The sequence below is a fragment of the Blastococcus sp. SYSU DS0828 genome (assembly GCF_054050975.1).
Genome location: NZ_JBJHAK010000016.1, coordinates 14,113 through 32,126, shown reverse-complemented (window position 1 = coordinate 32,126; position 18,014 = coordinate 14,113). Strand labels below are relative to the sequence as shown.

The 18,014-nt window shown below is 74.1% G+C and carries 17 protein-coding genes; 9 read left to right on the top strand and 8 right to left on the bottom strand.

All coding sequences use genetic code 11. The annotated features are described in order from the left end of the window. The first annotated feature begins 8 nt into the window (after positions 1 to 8). Positions 9 to 263, top strand: a complete 255-nt coding sequence (locus ACI79Q_RS13575; protein WP_456589635.1) for a hypothetical protein — start codon at positions 9 to 11, stop codon at positions 261 to 263. A gap of 12 nt (positions 264 to 275) precedes the next feature. Here ACI79Q_RS13575 and ACI79Q_RS13570 read toward each other — a convergent pair whose 3' ends face one another. Beyond that, positions 276 to 1,859, bottom strand: a complete 1,584-nt coding sequence (locus ACI79Q_RS13570; RefSeq protein WP_456614842.1) for a helicase — start codon at positions 1,857 to 1,859, stop codon at positions 276 to 278. 372 nt (positions 1,860 to 2,231) lie between these two features. On the opposite strand from ACI79Q_RS13570, the gene ACI79Q_RS13565 reads away from it, so the two are divergent. Then, positions 2,232 to 3,068 carry an alpha/beta fold hydrolase gene (locus tag ACI79Q_RS13565; RefSeq protein WP_456589637.1) on the top strand — a complete coding sequence of 279 codons (837 nt, stop codon included), beginning with the start codon at positions 2,232 to 2,234 and terminating at the stop codon, positions 3,066 to 3,068. After that, a complete protein-coding gene (locus ACI79Q_RS13560) occupies positions 3,065 to 3,400 on the top strand; it encodes a YnfA family protein (protein WP_456589638.1) in 336 nt (111 codons plus the stop codon). Before ACI79Q_RS13565 ends, ACI79Q_RS13560 begins: the two co-directional genes overlap by 4 nt. A 23-nt stretch (positions 3,401 to 3,423) precedes the next feature. On the opposite strand, the gene ACI79Q_RS13555 is transcribed toward ACI79Q_RS13560, so the two are convergent. Continuing rightward, positions 3,424 to 4,638 (bottom strand): DUF222 domain-containing protein, encoded by a 1,215-nt coding sequence (locus tag ACI79Q_RS13555; RefSeq protein ID WP_456589639.1) that lies wholly within the window; start codon positions 4,636 to 4,638, stop codon positions 3,424 to 3,426. A 279-nt stretch (positions 4,639 to 4,917) separates the two neighbouring features. On the opposite strand from ACI79Q_RS13555, the gene ACI79Q_RS13550 reads away from it, so the two are divergent. The 4 genes from ACI79Q_RS13550 to pgm all read left to right on the top strand — a co-directional run bounded on the left by ACI79Q_RS13550 (position 4,918) and on the right by pgm (position 8,451). After that, entirely contained in the window at positions 4,918 to 5,340 is a 423-nt protein-coding gene (locus tag ACI79Q_RS13550) for a DUF4190 domain-containing protein (RefSeq protein ID WP_456600258.1), read from the top strand. Positions 5,341 to 5,439: 99 nt separating this feature from the next. Continuing rightward, positions 5,440 to 6,294 carry a helix-turn-helix domain-containing protein gene (locus ACI79Q_RS13545; protein ID WP_456589641.1) on the top strand — a complete coding sequence of 285 codons (855 nt, stop codon included), beginning with the start codon at positions 5,440 to 5,442 and terminating at the stop codon, positions 6,292 to 6,294. Then, complete coding sequence (locus ACI79Q_RS13540) at positions 6,291 to 6,719, top strand: VOC family protein (protein ID WP_456614841.1); 429 nt, start codon at positions 6,291 to 6,293, stop codon at positions 6,717 to 6,719. Before ACI79Q_RS13545 ends, ACI79Q_RS13540 begins: the two co-directional genes overlap by 4 nt. Positions 6,720 to 6,816: 97 nt before the next feature. After that, a complete protein-coding gene (pgm, locus tag ACI79Q_RS13535) occupies positions 6,817 to 8,451 on the top strand; it encodes a phosphoglucomutase (alpha-D-glucose-1,6-bisphosphate-dependent) (protein WP_456614840.1) in 1,635 nt (544 codons plus the stop codon). Between the two features lie 14 nt (positions 8,452 to 8,465). Here pgm and ACI79Q_RS13530 read toward each other — a convergent pair whose 3' ends face one another. From ACI79Q_RS13530 to ACI79Q_RS13505, 6 genes are all read right to left on the bottom strand, one after another. Further along, positions 8,466 to 9,032 (bottom strand): hypothetical protein, encoded by a 567-nt coding sequence (locus ACI79Q_RS13530; RefSeq protein WP_456614839.1) that lies wholly within the window; start codon positions 9,030 to 9,032, stop codon positions 8,466 to 8,468. A 10-nt stretch (positions 9,033 to 9,042) separates the two neighbouring features. Next, complete coding sequence (locus ACI79Q_RS13525; protein WP_456595970.1) at positions 9,043 to 9,387, bottom strand: PadR family transcriptional regulator; 345 nt, start codon at positions 9,385 to 9,387, stop codon at positions 9,043 to 9,045. 118 nt (positions 9,388 to 9,505) lie between these two features. Next, positions 9,506 to 11,023 (bottom strand): glycerol kinase GlpK, encoded by a 1,518-nt coding sequence (gene glpK, locus ACI79Q_RS13520; RefSeq protein ID WP_456595969.1) that lies wholly within the window; start codon positions 11,021 to 11,023, stop codon positions 9,506 to 9,508. A 26-nt stretch (positions 11,024 to 11,049) separates the two neighbouring features. Beyond that, positions 11,050 to 11,787 (bottom strand): MIP/aquaporin family protein, encoded by a 738-nt coding sequence (locus ACI79Q_RS13515; RefSeq protein ID WP_456589647.1) that lies wholly within the window; start codon positions 11,785 to 11,787, stop codon positions 11,050 to 11,052. Positions 11,788 to 11,942: 155 nt separating this feature from the next. Next, complete coding sequence (gene glpK, locus ACI79Q_RS13510) at positions 11,943 to 13,445, bottom strand: glycerol kinase GlpK (protein ID WP_456589648.1); 1,503 nt, start codon at positions 13,443 to 13,445, stop codon at positions 11,943 to 11,945. Further along, the gene (locus ACI79Q_RS13505) at positions 13,438 to 14,166 is read right to left on the bottom strand and encodes an IclR family transcriptional regulator (protein WP_456589649.1); all 729 of its coding nucleotides are present in this window, start codon (positions 14,164 to 14,166) and stop codon (positions 13,438 to 13,440) included. Before ACI79Q_RS13505 ends, glpK (ACI79Q_RS13510) begins: the two co-directional genes overlap by 8 nt. A gap of 228 nt (positions 14,167 to 14,394) precedes the next feature. On the opposite strand from ACI79Q_RS13505, the gene ACI79Q_RS13500 reads away from it, so the two are divergent. Both ACI79Q_RS13500 and ACI79Q_RS13495 read left to right on the top strand, forming a co-directional pair. Next, positions 14,395 to 16,122 (top strand): glycerol-3-phosphate dehydrogenase/oxidase, encoded by a 1,728-nt coding sequence (locus ACI79Q_RS13500; RefSeq protein ID WP_456613282.1) that lies wholly within the window; start codon positions 14,395 to 14,397, stop codon positions 16,120 to 16,122. 273 nt (positions 16,123 to 16,395) lie between these two features. Beyond that, positions 16,396 to 17,949, top strand: coding sequence for a glycoside hydrolase family 6 protein (locus ACI79Q_RS13495; RefSeq protein ID WP_456613281.1), 1,554 nt, complete (start codon positions 16,396 to 16,398; stop codon positions 17,947 to 17,949). Positions 17,950 to 18,014 lie beyond the last annotated feature (65 nt).

The window sequence follows — 18,014 nt, the reverse complement described above, 5'->3', positions numbered from 1 at the left end:
CTGGGCGGATGGTGCAGAGCGGAACGAGCGTGGGCACGGTCGTCCGGTGGGACGGCGACGAGGGGGGCGGCCTCGTCGAGTCGCCGGACCTCCCCGGCCACTGCTGGGTCGAGGTGGGAGCGCTGCATCCCAGCGCCCGTGGCTCCCTTCGCGCGGGGCAGGTCGTGGAGGTCTCCTGGACCGAGACGGGCGTCGGCGACCATCCCGTCCGGGCCGACCTGGTGACGCCTCGCGACGACCTGCAGGCCACGCCGGGAGCCTGAGCCCGGTGGAGCTCAGGCCTCGGTGAGGGCGGTGCTGGGCAGCCAGTCGGCGTCGAGCAGCTCGGCGATCTCCCGCAGGGCCGAGGTGTCCGCCCCGGCGGTGGAGCCGCTGACCGCCAGCCGCTCCACCATCACCCGGGCCACCTGCTCCTCCACCGTGTCCGCGGCGAACGCCACCCGCCACGGCGAGGTCTTCCCGTCCCGGTGCGTCCGGCCGGTCACCTGCCGGGCCTGGATGCCGGAGAACCGCGGCTGGTGGAACAGCCCCACGCGGGGCGCCTCCGACGCCGTCGACCCGTCGGGCAGCAGCTCACCGGCGTGCAGGCTGATCGACGCGGTCACCGTGAAGACGCACACCGCCGCGTCGCCGCGCTGGAACCGCAGCCGCTCGGCCTCGACGTCGAAGCGGTCGCGCCCGTAGATGCCGGCCACCGGGATGCCGGCGTCCAGCAGCGCCTCGCGGATCGGATCGGCCGCCGTCTCCACGAACTCGACCGAGACCGCGACCTGCCGCTCCGCCTCCACCTGCGCCTTGATCCAGTCGACCGTCGCCTGCACGCGGATCAGCCCGGCCTTCTGCCGGAACCGCAGCAGGGCCGCGCGACCGCGGGCGGACTGCCGGCCGCGCCGGGCCAGTTGCATCTCCGCGCGGAACTCCGACCACTCGGCCTCGTACTGCGCCCGCTCGGCCGGGCTGAGCAGCACCGGCGTCCCCGTCACCGACACCGGTCCCCACGGGGCCGGGCGATGCAGCGTCGCCGGTGGATCGGCGTCGGCGAGCCAGGACTGCAACCGGGCGAGGTCGGCCCGGCGCTCGTCGGCGTCCTCGGTCCACTGCCAGCCGTAGCGGCCACGTTCCACGTGGAACGTGTGCCGCTCGAGCGCCTTCGGCAGGTCGGCCCAGTCCTTGATCGACTCCTCGTTCCGGGCGGCGAACTCCGGGGCCAGGTAGGGCAGCTCCAGGGGGGTGTGCGCCGGCGTCGCGGTCGCGGCCAGGACGTACGGGGTGTCCTTGACCCGCGCGGCGCCGGAGACGGCCTTCCAGTGCTTCCACCGCTGCGTCGTCGTGTGCCGCACCATGTGCGCCTCGTCGGCGACGACGACGTCGAAGCGCAGCTTCGCCACCTTGCCCAGCCGGTCCCAGGTGGTCACGCACCAGCGCAGGCCACCGTCGCCGAAGCCGGCGATCGAGCGCGCCCAGTGCGGGATGGTGATGGCGGCCGGCCGGTCGGCGATGACCAGCACGGTGCGGACGTCGCGCTGCTCGGCGATCGCCTTGACCGCCAGGATCGCGGTTCCGGTCTTGCCGACGCCGGGATCGTCACCGAGGAGGAAGACCCTGCCCCCGGCGGCCGCATGGGCCGCCACCACGTCGGCGCCGTCGCACTGCTGGTCCCGTGGCGTGAGCGGCCGGGCCTCGGGAAGGGGGCGGGGCGCCTCGTTGAGCTCGTCCTCGAGGAAGCGCTCGAGGCTGTAGGGCGGCGGGTCGTAGGGCGCGAGCTCGGGCGGCAGTGACCGGCCCACCCACACGTGCGCCTGCAGGCCCGGGTGCCAGACCGCTCCCGGCGCGGGCGCGCGGAACGGCACGGCCAGCACCCACACCCTCTCCCCCGGGCCCGCGCTGGGCAGCTCGGGCGCGGCCTTCTTCGGCGTGGGCTTCCGCGCTGCCGGCTTCCGTGGCGCGGCCTTCCTCGTGGTCCCCGTCGACCGTCGAGTGCCGGTCGCGCTCCGGCGTCGTCCTGGCATCTGCTCCCCCTCGTGGACCTCCCGGCACGGTAGAGGCGGGAAGCGACGCCGCCCCGCAGGAGCCGAGCGCGCCGCCGTCGGATCGTCGTGGACGTGTCGTCCCCGGATGGCGACCCCGCCACGTCGACGGCGGGTGCCTCGCGCTGGACGGCGACACCGGCGAGACGGAGGTGGTGCTGGACTGAGCGGGGCGCGGCGCCGGGCGTCTGGTGGAATCGCCGGGTGACGTTGAACCCCGAGGAGGCCCTCGCCGCCCGGACGCTGGGCGAGGCCGGACCGCGCGTCGTCTTCGTGCACGGGCTCTTCGGCCAGGGGAAGAACTGGACGACGATCGCCAGGGGGCTGGCCGACGACCACCGGGTGACCCTGCTCGACCTGCCCAACCACGGTCACTCGCCGTGGACCGAGCGTGTCGACTACGTGGACATGGCCGAGATGGTCGCCGCCGAGCTGGAGTCCTTCGGCGAGCCGGCCACCCTCGTCGGTCACTCCATGGGCGGCAAGGTCGCGATGCAGCTGGCGCTGCGCCGGCCGGAGCTGCTGCGCGCACTCGTGGTCGTCGACATCGCCCCGGTCGAGTACCCGCTGCAGGGCGGGCGGACCGAGGACCCCGACGAGGAGGCCTCGCCGTTCGCGGCCTTCATCGCCGCGATGCGGGCGATCGACCTGGGTGCGCTGGAGTCCCGTTCGGACGCCGACGCCGCCCTCCGCACCGCCGTGCCCAGCCGGATGGTGCGCAGCTTCCTGCTGCAGAGCCTCGGCCGGGAGGAGTCGGGGGACGGCTGGCAGTGGCGGCTGAACCTGGAGTTGCTCGAGCGAGACCTCGGCGAGCTGCGCGGCTTCCCCGATCCCCCGCCCGGTGCCGTGTTCGACGGGCCGGTGCTGTGGATCGCGGGGGCGAACTCCCACTACGTGCTCCCCGAGGACCGGCCGCACATGGACGCGCTCTTCCCGTCCACCCGGCTCGTGCGGATCAAGAACGCCGGCCACTGGGTGCACTCGGAGCAGCCCGAGGTGTTCCTCGAGACCCTCCGCCGGTTCCTGGCGGCCGTCGAGTGACCGTCGCCCGGTCCCTGGTCCTCTTCGCCCTCGCGGCCGTCGCCGAGATCGGCGGTGCCTGGTTGGTGTGGCAGGGGGTCCGGGAACACCGCGGCTGGGCCTGGATCGGTGCCGGTGTCATCGCGCTCGGGCTGTACGGGTTCGCCGCCACGCTCCAGCCGGACGCGAACTTCGGCCGGATCCTCGCCGCCTACGGCGGGGTCTTCGTGGCCGGCTCGCTGGCCTGGGGCATGGTCGTCGACGGCTTCCGGCCGGACCGGTACGACGTCGCCGGCGCACTGATCTGCCTCGTCGGCGTCGCGGTGATCATGTACGCCCCGCGCGGGGTGTGAGCCGAGCGGCGTCGCCGCAGCGGTCACGGGCCGGCGCGGCTCAGGATCTCCGTGCCGTCGGGCCGGTAGGTGCGCCAGCGGCCGGTGCCGGGATCTCGTCGAATCGTGAACCCGCCCTCGTGGCAGGACGTGTGGTGCCGCTCGCAGAGCAGGGCGCCGTTGTCGCAGCTCGTCGGCCCGCCGTGTGCCCAGTGCACGACGTGGTGGACGTCGCACCACTCCGGCGGTGCATCGCAGCCGGCGAAGACGCAGTGCGCGTCGCGAACCTCGATGGCCCGGCGGATCGCCGCGGATGAAGTCCGCTGCGCTCGGCCGACGTCCAGGGGCAGCCCGTCCGGGCCGGTGATGACGCGGGCGATACTGGCGTCGCAGGCCAGCCGGCGTGCCGTCTCGGGGTTGATGGGACCGGACCAGCCCAAGGAACCACCAGCGACACCGGGAGCGCCGCGCGCGGCGCACAGGGCGAACCAGTCGATCGTCACGCGCACGTGTGGCCGCTCCCCGCGGACGTCGGGGAGCGAGCCGCCGTCGAGAGCCCCGCGAGCCAGCGCGACCAGCGCGTCGGCCTGCCGCTCGGCGTGGGACCGGAGGTCACCGGCAGGGCGGTCGCCGTTCATGAGAGCGGCGAGCGCGGTGTGCAGGTACTCGCCGCCGACGGCATCGAGGTCACCGCGCAGGTGCACCCGGCCGTCGAGCCCGGACGCCATGGTGAACCGGCGGCGCACGTCGGCGGCGTCGTCCAAGGTCCCGTCGGGGTCCACTCCGGCGACCCACTCCTTCACGCCCCGCGCGGTCTCGTGCGGGGCTGTGGCCCGGGCCAGGTCGGCCAGGATGCCGTCGGTCTCGCCGAGGTCGATACCGATCTCGGCGGCCTTGGCGATCCGGCCGGGCGTCATGGCCTTCGTGATGACCCGAGCGTGCGCGGCACTGATCGCCCCGGCGGCGAAGGCCGCCGCTGTTTCCGGGAGCTGCTCGAGCCGCCGGCCGGTGGAGACCGTCGCGGTGGCCTGCTCGGGCGCCATGCGGCAGCTGCCCCGCAGCCAGGCCTTCATGGAGACGGCGCCGTCACGGCGGTAGGCCTCCCGGCGGTCGGCCGCACGGACCGCCGTGGTCAGCGCGGCCGCCATGCGGTTCGTCGCGGCCACCAGGCTGCCGACGAGGTCGAGCAGACCGTCGTCGGAGAACTCGGCGAGATCGGTGGCGGCCAGCTCGTCGAGGGCGGACAGCAGCTCGGACACCGTGCCCTCCTCCCGGTCCGCGACCTCGTCGTTGCACCCAGGCTAGGCCGCGGGTACGACAGAAAAGGCCAGTTCAGCCGCCGTATCGCGTCCTTGATGTGCACGGGCGCGGCGCTCGCCCGGCGACGACATGGCGGTGGCACGCCTCGCCCGTCCCTGCCTCATCGGGGTGGCCTGGACCGCGCGCCGCGTCGGCACCACCGCCGCGGCGCGTCAGGATGACGCCGACGCCTCGGGACCGGAGCCCCCGGCCGGCGCGCAGCCACCAGGAGTGAGTCGATGACGTACCCAGGTCCGCACCAGCCGGGCGCCGGCGACCCGTACGGCGCCCCCGGCCCCGCCACCTGGGGACAGGCGCAGGCCCCCTACGGCGGCTACCCCCAGGCCGGCGTTTACCAGGGCCCGCCGCCACCGCACGGCCCCGGCTACCCGCCCTACAGTCCGCCGTACGGCTATCCCTACGCGCTGCCCCAGCGCACCAACGGCATGGCCATCGCCTCGATGGTGCTGGGGATCCTCTGGCTGTACTGGATCGGCAGCATCCTGGCACTGGTCTTCGGCTACACGGCCAAGCGGCAGATCCAGGAGCGCGGCGAGGCCGGTGGCGGCATGGCGACGGCCGGCATCGTGCTCGGCTGGATCGGGGTCGGGTTCTTCGCCCTGTTCGTCCTCTTCGGGATCGCCTCCACCGCCGGCTACTGAGGCCGCCTCGGCGCCCCGGACCGCCGCCCTGCGCGGGTTCGGCCTGCCGGTGTCCGCAACGCCCTGGAGCCACGCCCTCGTCGCTGCGATGCTGGTCGGGTGCGGCAGGAGTCGGTGGTGCACCGCCCGCACCCGGCGCTGCGCCGGTACGTCGCGGCGGCCCTGGGCTACCGGCACGAGGGGTTCCCGCCCGGCGAGCACCTGGGCCTGCCCTCCCCCTGGCTGACCGTCGTCCTCACCCTGGACGACCCGCTGGAGATGGCCGCCCACCCCGACCCCGCCCAGTCCCCCGGTCGGTTCGACGCGCTCGTCGGCGGCCTGCACACCCGTCCGGCGCGGATCGTGCACCCCGGTCGGCAGGCCGGCATCCAGCTCTCGCTCACGCCGCTGGGGGCGCGCGCCCTGCTGGGCCTGCCCGCCGGCGAGCTGGCGTCGCTGGACGTGCCGCTGACCGACCTGCTGGGCCCGGCCGGCACCGAGCTGGTGGACGGGCTGCGGACCGCCGCGGGGTGGCCCGCACGGTTCGCCGCGCTGGACGCGGCGCTGCTGCGCCGACTCCGGGACGTCGACGGCGTCCCGGCGGAGGTCGCGGAGGCCTGGCGGCTGACGACGGCGGCCGGGGGGCGGCTGCGGGTGTCCCAGCTGGCCGCCCGGGTCGGCTGGTCCACCCGGCACCTCGAGCAGCGGTTCCGCGCCGAGACGGGGCTGGGACCCAAGGAGGCAGCCCGGGTCGTGCGCTTCGACCGGGCCCGCCGTGCGCTCGCGGGGCGGGTCTCCCGCGGCCTGCCGCCCGATCTTGCCGGGCTCGCCGTCGCCGCCGGCTTCAGCGACCAGGCGCACCTGACCCGGGAGTGGCGGGCCTTCTCCGGGCTGCCGCCCACCCGCTGGCTGGCGGCGGAGTTCGGATACGTTCAAGACACCGCCGCGCTCGCCACGGCACTGTCGTCGCCATGACGACGACGCAGCAGACCGACCAGCAGCAGACGGCGCCGGCCCCCGTGGTGTGGCCGGCGTTCCGGGCCCGGGACGCCCGCGGGCTCATCCGCTTCCTCGTGGACGTCCTCGGCTTCGAGGAGACCGTGGTGTACGGCGAGGCCGACCGGGTCGACCACGCCCAGCTCGACTGGCCCGAGGGCGGCGGGGTCATGCTCGGCTCCGTCCGGGACGACGGTGGCCAGTGGCCGGTGGAGGCGACCGGCTGCTACGTCGTCACGGACGACCCGGACGCCGTGCACGCGCGGGCCGTCGCCGCCGGGGCGGAGATCGTGCGGGCCCCCTACACCACTGACTACGGCTCCCGGGACGTCACCATCCGCGACCCCGAGGGCAACGTCTGGCAGTTCGGCACCTACCGCGGCGAGCCGCGCCGGTCGAGCTGACCGGGGCAGGAACCGCGCACCGGCCCGGGTCGGAGCACCGGCCCGGGCCGGCGCGCACATCTCGCGCGGACCCGTCGCGCAGGCCAAGATCAGCCACATGAGCGACGCCCGCGCCGGACAGCCCGCCCAGCCCGCCGACCTGATCGACGTCGCCTCGCTGGTCAGCGCGTACTACACCGTCGAGCCGGACCCGGCCGAGCCGACGCAGCAGGTCGCGTTCGGCACCTCGGGCCACCGCGGCTCGGCGTTCGACGCGGCGTTCAACGAGGCGCACATCCTCGCCACGACGCAGGCCATCTGCGAGTACCGCGCCGAACAGCGGTACGACGGGCCGCTCTTCCTCGGCCGGGACACCCACGCGCTCTCCGAGCCGGCCTGGGCGACGGCGCTGGAGGTCCTGGTGGCCAACGACGTCACCGTCCTGGTCGACGCCGGCGAGCGCTACACCCCCACCCCGTCGATCAGCCACGCGATCCTGCGGGCCAACCAGGGGAAGCGGACGGGGCTCGCGGACGGCATCGTCGTCACCCCGTCGCACAACCCGCCGCGCGACGGCGGCTTCAAGTACAACCCGCCCTCCGGCGGGCCCGCCGACACCGACGCCACGGGGTGGATCGCCGGGCGGGCCAACGACCTGCTGCGGGCCGGGCTCTCCGGCGTCCGCCGGGTACCGGTGGAGCAGGCGCGCGGGACGGCGCAGGCCTACGACTTCCTGGGCACCTACGTCGACGACCTGCCGCAGGTCATCGACCTCGACGCGATCCGCGACGCGGGCGTGCGCATCGGCGCCGACCCCCTCGGTGGTGCCAGCGTCGACTACTGGGCGGCCATCGCCGAGCGCCACCGGCTCGACCTCACCGTGGTCAACCCGCTGGTCGACCCGACGTGGCGGTTCATGACGCTGGACTGGGACGGCAAGATCCGGATGGACTGCTCCTCCCCCGCGGCGATGGCCTCGCTGGTCGACCGCCGGAACGAGTTCCAGATCGCCACCGGCAACGACGCCGACGCCGACCGGCACGGCATCGTCACCCCCGACGCCGGGCTGATGAACCCCAACCACTTCCTCGCCGTCGCGATCGCCTACCTGCTCAGCCACCGGCCCGGGTGGGCCAAGGACGTCGCCGTCGGCAAGACGCTGGTGTCCAGCTCGCTGATCGACCGGGTCGTCGCCGACCTGGACCGAAAGCTGGTCGAGGTCCCGGTCGGCTTCAAGTGGTTCGTGCCGGGGCTGCTGGACGGGTCGGTCGGCTTCGGTGGCGAGGAGTCCGCCGGCGCCTCGTTCCTGCGCCGGGACGGCGGTGTCTGGACGACGGACAAGGACGGCATCCTGCTCGCGCTGCTGGCCGCCGAGATCCAGGCCGTGACGGGCCGGTCCCCCTCGAAGCTGCACAAGCAGCTCACCGACCACTTCGGCGAGTCCGCCTACGCCCGGATCGACGCGCCGGCGACCCGCGCGGAGAAGGCGGCGCTGGGCAAGCTCTCCCCCGAGGACGTCGCCGCCACCGAGCTGGCCGGGGAGCCGATCACCGCGAAGCTCACCCGCGCCCCCGGCAACGACGCCCCGATCGGCGGGCTGAAGGTGACCACGGAGAACGCTTGGTTCGCCGCCCGCCCCTCGGGGACCGAGGACGTCTACAAGATCTACGCCGAGTCCTTCCGCGGGCCGGAGCACCTCGCGCAGGTGCAGGAGGAGGCGCGCGCCGTCGTGGCCACCGCGCTCGGCAGCTGACGCCTCCGCCGCGGTCAGCGGGCGAGCAACCCGCCCACGGCCATGGCGGCGAGCATCAGGAACGGGAGGCCGAACAGGACGACGCCCGCCCACCGCGGGAGCGGCACCATCTCGGCACCGGTCCGCGGGTCGACGACCTTGTCCCCGGAGGCGTCGTGCCGGACGGTGCGGACGATCCGGGCGACGCAGGCGGCGAGCACGAGCGCGGCGACCACGCACACGGCCCACGCGGGCAGGTCGAGCACGGAGGTCTCCCCGGCACCGAGGGCCCACAGGGAGTCGGCGAGGAGGAAGCAGGCCAGCCCGATGGACGCCGCCGTTCCCAGGTCCCGCCAGGTCAGCCCCCGCAGCGTGTCCCGCCAGCCGCGGCTGGGGGCGGCCCCGAGCACGTCGGCGACCCGGTCGGCGTACTCCGTGGCCGGGCCGAACGCCTCCCGCGGGTGCTCCCCGGTCTCGGCGACGTGGCTCTGCACCTCCGCGAGCACCTCGCCGATCCGGGCACCGGGGACGTCGCGCATCCGCAGGCGCAGCAGGAGGGCGTCGTGCCAGGCCTGCTCGCTGCTGTTCAGGACCTTCCCCATGGTGAGCTCCTCAGGCGGGGACGGACGGGGACGAGAGCAGGCCGGCGGCCCGCTCGGTGAACGTGCGCCACTGGTCGGCGCGCTCGCGCAGCGCCTGCTCGCCGGCGGTGGTCAGGGTGAAGAACTTGCGGCCCGGCCCGCCGTCGCCGGCCTCCCAGGACGAGGAGACCAGCCCCTCGGTCTCCAGCCGGGTCAGGATCGGGTACAGCGTGCCGCCCTTCACCGAACCGAGGCCGGCCTCGGCCAGCCGGGCGGCGATCGCGTAGCCGTACGTCGGGCCGTCGGCCACCACGCGGAGCACGCACAGCGAGAGCACGCCGCGCATCCACTCCCCGGGCCAGCGGTCCTCCGTCACGTGCTAGACAGTACGGCCGACTAGTCAGGCGCACAACCTACTGAGAGGCCCGTCCCCCTCGGCCCCGTCCGGAGGCTCGCCCCGAGCCTGCGAGGGGTGAGGAGGACGGGGTCCTTCTTCAGCTGACGTCCTCGTCGACCCAGTCCAGCGACTTGGTCACCGCCTTCTGCCAGTTGCGGTAGTTGCGCTCCCGCTCCTCGGCAGGCATCTGCGGCTCCCAGCGCTTGTCCTCGGCCCACTTGGCGGTCAGCTCGTCGAGGTCGGACCAGAAGCCGACGGCCAGGCCGGCGGCGTAGGCGGCGCCCAGCGCGGTGGTCTCGGCGATCTTCGGCCGGATCACCGGGACGTCGAGCAGGTCGGCCTGGAACTGCATGAGCAGCTCGTTGCCGACCATGCCGCCGTCGACCCGCAGCTCGGTCAGGTCGACGCCGGAGTCGGCGTTCATCGCGTCCAGCACCTCGCGGGTCTGGTAGGCGGTCGCCTCCAGCACGGCCCGGGCCAGGTGCCCCTTGTTGACGTACCGGGTGAGCCCGACGACGGCGCCGCGGGCGTCGGCGCGCCAGTGCGGCGCGAACAGCCCGGAGAACGCCGGGACGAAGTACGCCCCGCCGTTGTCGTCGACCGAGCGGGCCAGGTCCTCGATCTCCGGGGCGCTCTTGATCATGCCCAGGTTGTCCCGGACCCACTGCACCAGCGAGCCGGTCACGGCGATCGACCCCTCCAGGGCGTACACCGGCTTGGCGTCGCCGAGCTGGTAGCACAGCGTGGTGAGCAGGCCGTTCTCCGAGGGGACGGCCTCCTCCCCGGTGTTGAGCAGCATGAAGTTGCCGGTGCCGTAGGTGTTCTTGGCCATCCCGCGCTCGAAGCAGACCTGGCCGAAGGTCGCCGCCTGCTGGTCGCCGAGCGAGCCGGCGATCGGCACGCCGCCCAGGAAGCCGGCCTTGCGGCCCCTGCCGTACTCCTCGGAGTTGGAGCGGATCTCCGGGAGCATGGACGTCGGGATGCCCATCTCCTCGGCGATGGACTCGTCCCAGGCGAGCGTCCGGTAGTCCATGAGCATCGTGCGCGAGGCGTTGGAGACGTCCGTGAGGTGCTGGCCGCCGTCGGCCCCGCCGGTCATGTTCCAGATCAGCCAGGAGTCGATGGTGCCCATCAGCAGCTCGCCGCGCTCGGCCCGCTCCCGGGCGCCGTCGACGTTGTCGAGGATCCAGCGCACCTTCGGGCCGGCGAAGTAGGTGGCCAGCGGCAGCCCGACCTTGTCCTTGTACCGGTCGGCGCCGCCGCCGAGCGCGCCGAGCTCGTCGATGATCTTCGTCGTGCGGGTGTCCTGCCAGACGATGGCGTTGTAGACCGGCTGCCCGGTCGCCCGGTCCCAGACGACGGCGGTCTCGCGCTGGTTGGTGATCCCGATGGCGACGATGTCGGAGGCGCCCGCGTCGCTGCGCGCTATCGCCTGCCCGACCACCTCGCGGGTGTTCCGCCAGATCTCCAGCGCGTCGTGCTCGACCCACCCGGCCCGCGGGAAGATCTGCTGGTGCTCCTTCTGCCCGACCGACACCACCGCGCCGTCGTGGTCGAAGATCATGCAGCGGGTGCTGGTGGTGCCCTGGTCGATGGCTACGACGTACTGCGGCATGGGGAGTTCCTCTCGATCGGAAGTGGTCAGAGCGGGACGTGCGACAGGCCGCCGGCGAGGACGGCACCGAGGAGCGGGCCGACGATCGGGACCCAGGCGTACCCCCAGTTGCTGTCCCCCTTGCCCCGGATCGGCAGGACGGCGTGGGCGATGCGGGGCCCGAGGTCGCGGGCGGGGTTGATGGCGTAGCCGGTGGGGCCGCCGAGGGAGGCGCCGATGCCGACGACCAGCAGGGCGACGGCCAGCGGGCCGAGCTGGGTGGGCGTGTCCCCGAACCGCAGGATGATGTAGACCAGCACGAACGTGCCCACCATCTCGCTGATCACGTTGTCCTTGACCGTGCCGGTGGCCGGCCCGGTCGCGAAGGTGCCCAGCTGGGTGCCGGCGGCCTCGGGGTCGTTGTAGTGCCCGTAGTACGCCAGGTAGGCCACGACCGCGCCGAGGAAGGCCCCGACCAGCTGCCCGGCGAAGTAGGTGAACGTGGTGGCGACGGTGACGGGGACGCCGATGGCGTACGTGTCGGTCCCGCTGACCAGCAGGCCGACGGTGACGGCCGGGTTGATGTGGGCACCGGAGCTCGCTCCGGCGAAGACGCCGGCGAAGACGGCGAGCCCCCAGCCGAAGATGATGACGATCCAGCCGCCGCCGTTGCCGAACGTCTTGGGCAGGGCGACGTTGGCGACCACCCCGACGCCGAGCAGCAACAGGATGCCGGTGCCGAGTACTTCACTCCCGAAGACGGTCCAGAGACCGAGGGTGTCCACGTGTAGGCGCTCCTCGAGGCGGGCCCGCCGTACAGCGGACCGTGGATGTCGGGGACGCGGCGGTGGTCACCACCGCCGAGCCCGTTCTGCGGACCGTAGGAGGGCTCCTGTGACCTGGACAACAGTCGCGGTTCGACATCATCGGACGGTGACGATCACGGCGCGCCCCACGCGATGCTGAGCTGCACCGCGCGCTCCCAGCGCGGGTACTCCGCGGTCAGCGCCTGCGCCCGCCCGGGCGACGGCGTCCACTGCGCCGCGCGGTGCCAGTTGCGGCGCAGCGCGGCGACGTCGGACCAGACCCCGACCGCCAGACCCGCGGCGTACGCGGCACCGAGCGACACGGTCTCCCCGACCATCGGGCGCACCACCGGGGTGTCCAGCACGTCGGCGATGAACTGCATCAGCAGGTTGTTGGTGGTCATCCCGCCGTCCACCCGCAGCGCCGGCAGCGACAGCCCCGAGTCGGCCGCCATCGCCTGGATCACGTCCCGGGTCTGCCAGCCGGTGGCCTCCAGCACCGCCCGGGCCAGGTGCCCCTTGGTGACGTAGGAGGTCAGCCCGGCCACCAGCCCGCGGGCCTCGCCCCGCCAGTGCGGGGCCAGCAGGCCGGAGAACGCGGGGACGACGTAGCAGCCGCCGTTGTCCTCCACCGTGCGGGCCAGCGTCTCGACCTCCGGCGCGGTGCCGATCAGCCCGAGCCCGTCGCGCAGCCACTGCACCAGCGCGCCGGCGACGGCCACCGATCCCTCCAGCGCGTACCGGGGCGGCTCCCCGGCCAGCTGGTACGCCACCGTGCTGATCGAGCCCGAGCGCGTGCGCACCAGTTCCGTGCCGGTGTTCTGCAGCAGGAAGCTCCCGGTGCCGTAGGTGCACTTGGCCTCCCCCGGCGCGAAGCACGCCTGCCCGAACAGCGCCGCCTGCTGGTCGCCGAGCGCCCCGGCGATGGGCAACGGCTGCGCGAGCGCGGTCGCCGGGCCGAGCACGCCGACCGAGGGCCGGATCTCCGGGAGCATCGGGGCGGGGATGCCGAAGAAGTCCAGCAGGTCCGGGTCCCAGCGGCAGGCGCGGACGTCCATCAGCAGGGTGCGGCTGGCATTGGTCACGTCGGTGACGTGCAGGCCACCGTCCGGCCCGCCGGTGAGGTTCCAGATGAGCCAGGTCTCCATCGTCCCGAACAGCAGCTCCCCGCGCTCCGCCCGTTCCCGGGCGCGGGGCACGTGCTCGAGGATCCAGCGCAGCCGCGGCCCGGAGAAGTAGCCGGCGATCGCCATGCCGCTGCGCTCGGGCACCAGCGGTGCCTCCGGGCGCGCGCCGAGCTCGGCGACCAGGTCCGCCGTCCGGGTGTCCTGCCAGACCAGGGCCCGCAGCACGGGCCGGCCGGTGGCCCGGTCCCAGACGACGGTGGTCTCCCGCTGGTTGGCGATGCCGAGGGCGACCACGGTGCCCGCACCACCGACGTCGGCCAGCACCTGGTCAGCGGTCCACCGGGTGTTCGCCCAGATCTCCATCGGGTCGTGCTCGACCCATCCCGGGCGGGGGAAGTACTGCCGGTGCTCCCGCTGCCGGACGGCGACCATGCGCCCACCGCGGTCGAAGACCAGGGAGCGGGTCGACGTCGTCCCCTGGTCCACGGCGAGGACGTACCGGTCAGGCACCGCCGTACCCCAGCTCCCGGGAGACGGCGGTGGCCGCATCGGTGACCATGCCGAGGAGCAGGCTCCGGGGCGCGCCACGGCCGTCGAACAACGAGGTCACGGGGCCGTTCACGCCCAGCGCGGCCACGACCGGCCCGCCGGGCCCCCGGACGGGGGCGGCGATGCACCCGCGGCCGGGCTCGTGCTCCCCCCGGTCGGCCGCCCAGCCGCGGGTCCGCACCTCGGCCAGCCCGGCGGCGCGGTTCCCGGTGGCGGTCCGCGCCGGCCGGGGCTCGAGCGCGTGCGCCAGGAGGACCTTGCCCAGTCCCGTCGTCCGCGCGGGCAGCGCGACCCCCACCTCGAGCACCTGGGCCGAGTCGTCGGGCCGGAAGACGTGGTGGACGACGACCACCTCGTCCTCGCCGGCGAGCGTGGCCAGCCGCACCGTGTGCCCGCTGCGGGCGGCGAGTGCGTCGGCCCAGTTCGATGCGCGCGCGCGGAGCTCGTTGACGTCCAGGGAACTCCCCAGCCGCAGCAGGCCCGGGCCGATGCTGTACCGGCCGGTCGCCCGGTCCTGCGCCACGAACCCCACGTGCAGCAACGTGCGCAGCAGGCCGTGGGTGGTGGTCTTGGCCAGCCCGACGGTCTCGGCGATCTCGGTGACCCCGAGTGCGTTCCGCGCCCCGGCGATCACCTGCAGGATCGCCGCGGCCCGCTCGATGGACTGCACGGTGCCCGGCATGGCGCCCGACGGTAGGGCATCCGGGACGCTGTCGTTCCCTCTTCCGGTGCGACGATGTAGGACGCCGCACGTCGACGGGCGTCCGGGGTCGACCTACCGTGGCCGGTAGCCGGGGGTGGCGGAGGACGCCTGCCCGCGGCGGAGAGCAGTGACACGGAGGTGCACCGGTGCCCGGGCACCTCCCAGCGCGTTCCCGTCCGGTGGGCGGGCATCCCCCGGGGAGTGCAGATGACGGCAGTACGCCCGCTCGGGCCGGAGCAGCGCGCCCAGGCCTGGGCCGAGCTCGCGGAGGAGGGCTTCGAGGTCCTCGTCGTCGGCGGCGGGGTGACCGGGGCCGGGGTGGCGCTGGACGCCGCCACCCGCGGTCTGCGCACGGCCCTGGTCGAGGCCCGCGACTTCGCCAGCGGCACCTCCTCCCGCTCCTCGAAGCTGTTCCACGGGGGTCTGCGCTACCTGGAACAGCTCGACTTCGGCCTGGTCCGGGAGGCGCTGCACGAGCGTGACCTGTCGGTCAACCGGCTCGCCCCGCACCTGGTCCGGCCGGTGCCCTTCCTGTACCCGCTGACCCACCACTGGGAGCGGCCCTACGTCGCGGCGGGGCTGACCCTCTACGACGGGCTGGCCCGGCTCGGCGCGCTCGCCGACCCGATGCCGGCGCAGAAGCACCTCACCCGCACCGGCGCCCGGCGGCTGTTCCCGGCGCTCAAGCCGGACTACCTCGTCGGCGCCATCCGCTACTTCGACGCCCAGGCCGACGACGCCCGGCACACGCTCACCGTGGCCCGCACCGCGGCGGCGTACGGGGCCACCGTGCTGAACTCCGCCGAGGTGGTCTCCTTCGCCCACGCCGGCGGCCGGGTCGTGGGGGCCCGGGTGCGGGACGTGGAGACCGGCCGGGAGGTCGACGTCAGGAGCGAGGTGGTGGTCAACGCCACCGGTGTGTGGACCGACGACATCCAGACGCTGGTCGGCGGGCGCGGGCGGTTCCACGTGCGGGCCAGCAAGGGCGTGCACGTGGTCGTCCCCCGCGACCGGATCAACGGGGAGACCGGGCTGATCCTGCGCACGGAGAAGTCGGTGCTGTTCGTGATCCCCTGGGGCAGCCACTGGATCATCGGGACGACCGACACCGACTGGGCGCTGGACAAGGCGCACCCGGCGGCCAGCAAGGCCGACATCGACTACATCCTCGAGCGGGTCAACGAGGTTCTGTCGGTGCCGATCACCCACGACGACATCACCGGCGTCTACGCCGGCCTGCGCCCGTTGCTCTCGGGCGAGAGCGAGTCGACCAGCCAGCTCTCCCGCGAGCACGCCGTCGCCCGCCCCATGCCCGGCGTGATCGCGGTGGCCGGCGGCAAGTACACGACGTACCGCCCGATGGCCGCGGACGCGGTGGACGCCGTGGCGGTGGACGTGAGCCGGACGGTGCCCCCGAGCGTCACGGAGAACATCCCGCTGGTGGGTGCCGAGGGCTACGCCGCGATGCTCAACTCCCTCGACGGCCTCTCCCGGCGGTGGGACATCCCCCGGTTCCGCGCCGAACACCTGCTGAAGCGGTTCGGGTCGCTGACCCCGGACGTGCTCGCGCTGGCCGACGGCCGACCCGAGCTGCTGGACCCGGTGCCCGGAGCCGAGGAGTACCTCATGGTCGAGATGGTGTGGGCCGCCGGGCACGAGGCGGCGCTGCACCTGGACGACCTGCTGGCCCGCCGGACGCGCATCTCCATCGAGACCGCCCACCGCGGTGTGGTGTGCGCCGAACCGGTCGCCCGTGCGGTCGCCGACGTGCTGGGCTGGGACGAGCAGCGGATCGCCAACGAGGTGGCCAGCTACACCGCGCGGGTGGAGGCGGAGCGCCGTTCGCAGACCGAGCTGGGCGACCAGGAGGCCGACGCCGCCCGGGTGGCGGCGCCCGACACCCGCGCCGTCGCGGTGGGCCGCGCCCTGGGCTGAGCCTCCCCGCAGCTGATCCCCAGCGGCTGGTCCGCCCCGCGGCGGACGGCCGGGTGAGCCGACCTCCCCGCCGGGAGGCCGGCCGCTCGGCGACTCGCCACGCGCTGGCCTCCGGCGTGTCCCGCGCGGCGTGCCCGCGGCCGCCGATCCGGAGTCTTGACACCGGGGCTCCGGAGGCCCACGGTGAGAGCGCTCCCACGGTGGTGCACGTCACAGCCGGCGTCCCGGGAGCCCGGATCGGACGTTCCGGCCACCGCACGGAGGGGACACGAGATGACTGCTGCCTCGAGGACGAGGCGCGCCGCGGCGACGGTGGCGGCCGCCACTCTCTCGCTGGTCGGCGCCGGCATGGGCACAGCGGCCGCCGAGGACGTACTGGAGCCCGGCACCGAGATCTTCGTCAATCCGGAGAGCACGACGCTGGAGGCCGCCCAGGGGCTCGTCGGCCAGGCCCGGGCCGACGCCCAGTTGCTGGGCAGCTTCCCGTCGGCCGACTGGTTCACCAAGGGCACCCCCGCGGAGGTGTCGGCGGCCGTCGCCGAGGTGGTCGGCGCGGCGCAGAGCGCGGATGCGGTGCCCGTGCTCGTGGCCTACAACGTCCCCTTCCGGGACTGCGCCCAGTACTCGGCCGGCGGCGCCAGGGGCGTCGCGGAGTACAAGTCCTGGATCGACGGCTTCGCCGCCGGGATCGGGGCTGCGGAGGCCACGGTGATCCTCGAGCCCGACGGCCTCGGCATCATCCCGCACTACACCACGCTGGAGGGCACGCAGGAGTGGTGCCAGCCCGAGGAGGTCGATGCCGAGACGGCCGCGGCGGAGCGGTTCGAGATGCTCAACTACGCCGTCGACGCGCTCGGCGCGCTGCCGGCGACGGCGGTCTACCTCGACGGCACGCACAGCGGCTGGCTGGGCGTCGGCGAGATCACCGACCGGCTGATCAAGGCCGGGGTGGCCGACGCCGACGGCTTCTTCCTGAACGCCTCCAACTACGTCGCCACCGAGCGGCTCCAGAAGTACGGCACCTGGGTCTCCGACTGCATCAACCTCTCCCTGGGCAGCTGGTGGGAGCCGGCCTGGTGCGCCAGCCAGTACTACCCGGCGGACCCGGCCGACCTCTCCACCTGGGGCCTCAGCGACGCCGCCTACGACCAGGCGTACGCCGACACGGGCATGACCCGGAACCCGGCCGAGCAGGCGCACTTCGTCATCGACACCAGCCGCAACGGGCAGGGCAGCTGGACCCCGCCGGCCGACTTCCCCAGTCCGCTGGACTGGTGCAACCCGCCGGGCCGCGGTCTGGGCCTGACCCCGACCACCGACACCGGGAACCCGCTGATCGACGCCTACCTGTGGATCAAGGTGCCCGGTGAGTCCGACGGCGCCTGCTACCGCGGCTCGGCGGTTCCCCACCCGGCCGACCAGGTCGCCGACCCCGCTGCCGGGCAGTGGTTCCCGGAGCAGGCCCGTGAGCTCATCGCACTGGCCGATCCGCCGGTCGCCGCCCCGACGTGCCACGTCTCCTACACCGCCCACGGCACGCGGCACGACGACTTCAACACCCGCATCCGGATCAGGAACACCGGCTCGGTGCCCATCGAGGGCTGGGAGCTGGAGTGGGCCTTCCACGAGCGGGAGACGATCCGGAACGTGCTGGGCGGCACGGCCACCCAGCAGGGTGCCGCCGTCGAGGTCGCGGATCTGCGCTGGAACCGGCTGATCAGGCCTGGGAAGCAGATCAGCCTCGGGTTCATCGGGCACCTGAACGGTTCGCCGGTCAGCGAGCCCTGGCTGTTCACCCTCAACGGCGCCGCCTGCACCTCCGACTGATCCAGCACCCCCCGACGCGGACGGCGGGGCCCGGCAAGGGCCCCGCCGTCCTGCACGTCCGGCGG

Coding starts and splice junctions, on each gene's coding strand:
- ACI79Q_RS13540 (WP_456614841.1), top strand. CDS start 6,291: ATGACGACGACGCAGCAGACCGACCAGCAGCAGACGGCGCCGGCCCCC.
- pgm (WP_456614840.1), top strand. CDS start 6,817: ATGAGCGACGCCCGCGCCGGACAGCCCGCCCAGCCCGCCGACCTGATC.
- glpK (WP_456595969.1), bottom strand. CDS start 11,023: ATGCCGCAGTACGTCGTAGCCATCGACCAGGGCACCACCAGCACCCGC.
- ACI79Q_RS13575 (WP_456589635.1), top strand. CDS start 9: ATGGTGCAGAGCGGAACGAGCGTGGGCACGGTCGTCCGGTGGGACGGC.
- ACI79Q_RS13495 (WP_456613281.1), top strand. CDS start 16,396: ATGACTGCTGCCTCGAGGACGAGGCGCGCCGCGGCGACGGTGGCGGCC.
- ACI79Q_RS13505 (WP_456589649.1), bottom strand. CDS start 14,166: ATGCCGGGCACCGTGCAGTCCATCGAGCGGGCCGCGGCGATCCTGCAG.
- ACI79Q_RS13550 (WP_456600258.1), top strand. CDS start 4,918: ATGACGTACCCAGGTCCGCACCAGCCGGGCGCCGGCGACCCGTACGGC.
- ACI79Q_RS13530 (WP_456614839.1), bottom strand. CDS start 9,032: ATGGGGAAGGTCCTGAACAGCAGCGAGCAGGCCTGGCACGACGCCCTC.
- ACI79Q_RS13500 (WP_456613282.1), top strand. CDS start 14,395: ATGACGGCAGTACGCCCGCTCGGGCCGGAGCAGCGCGCCCAGGCCTGG.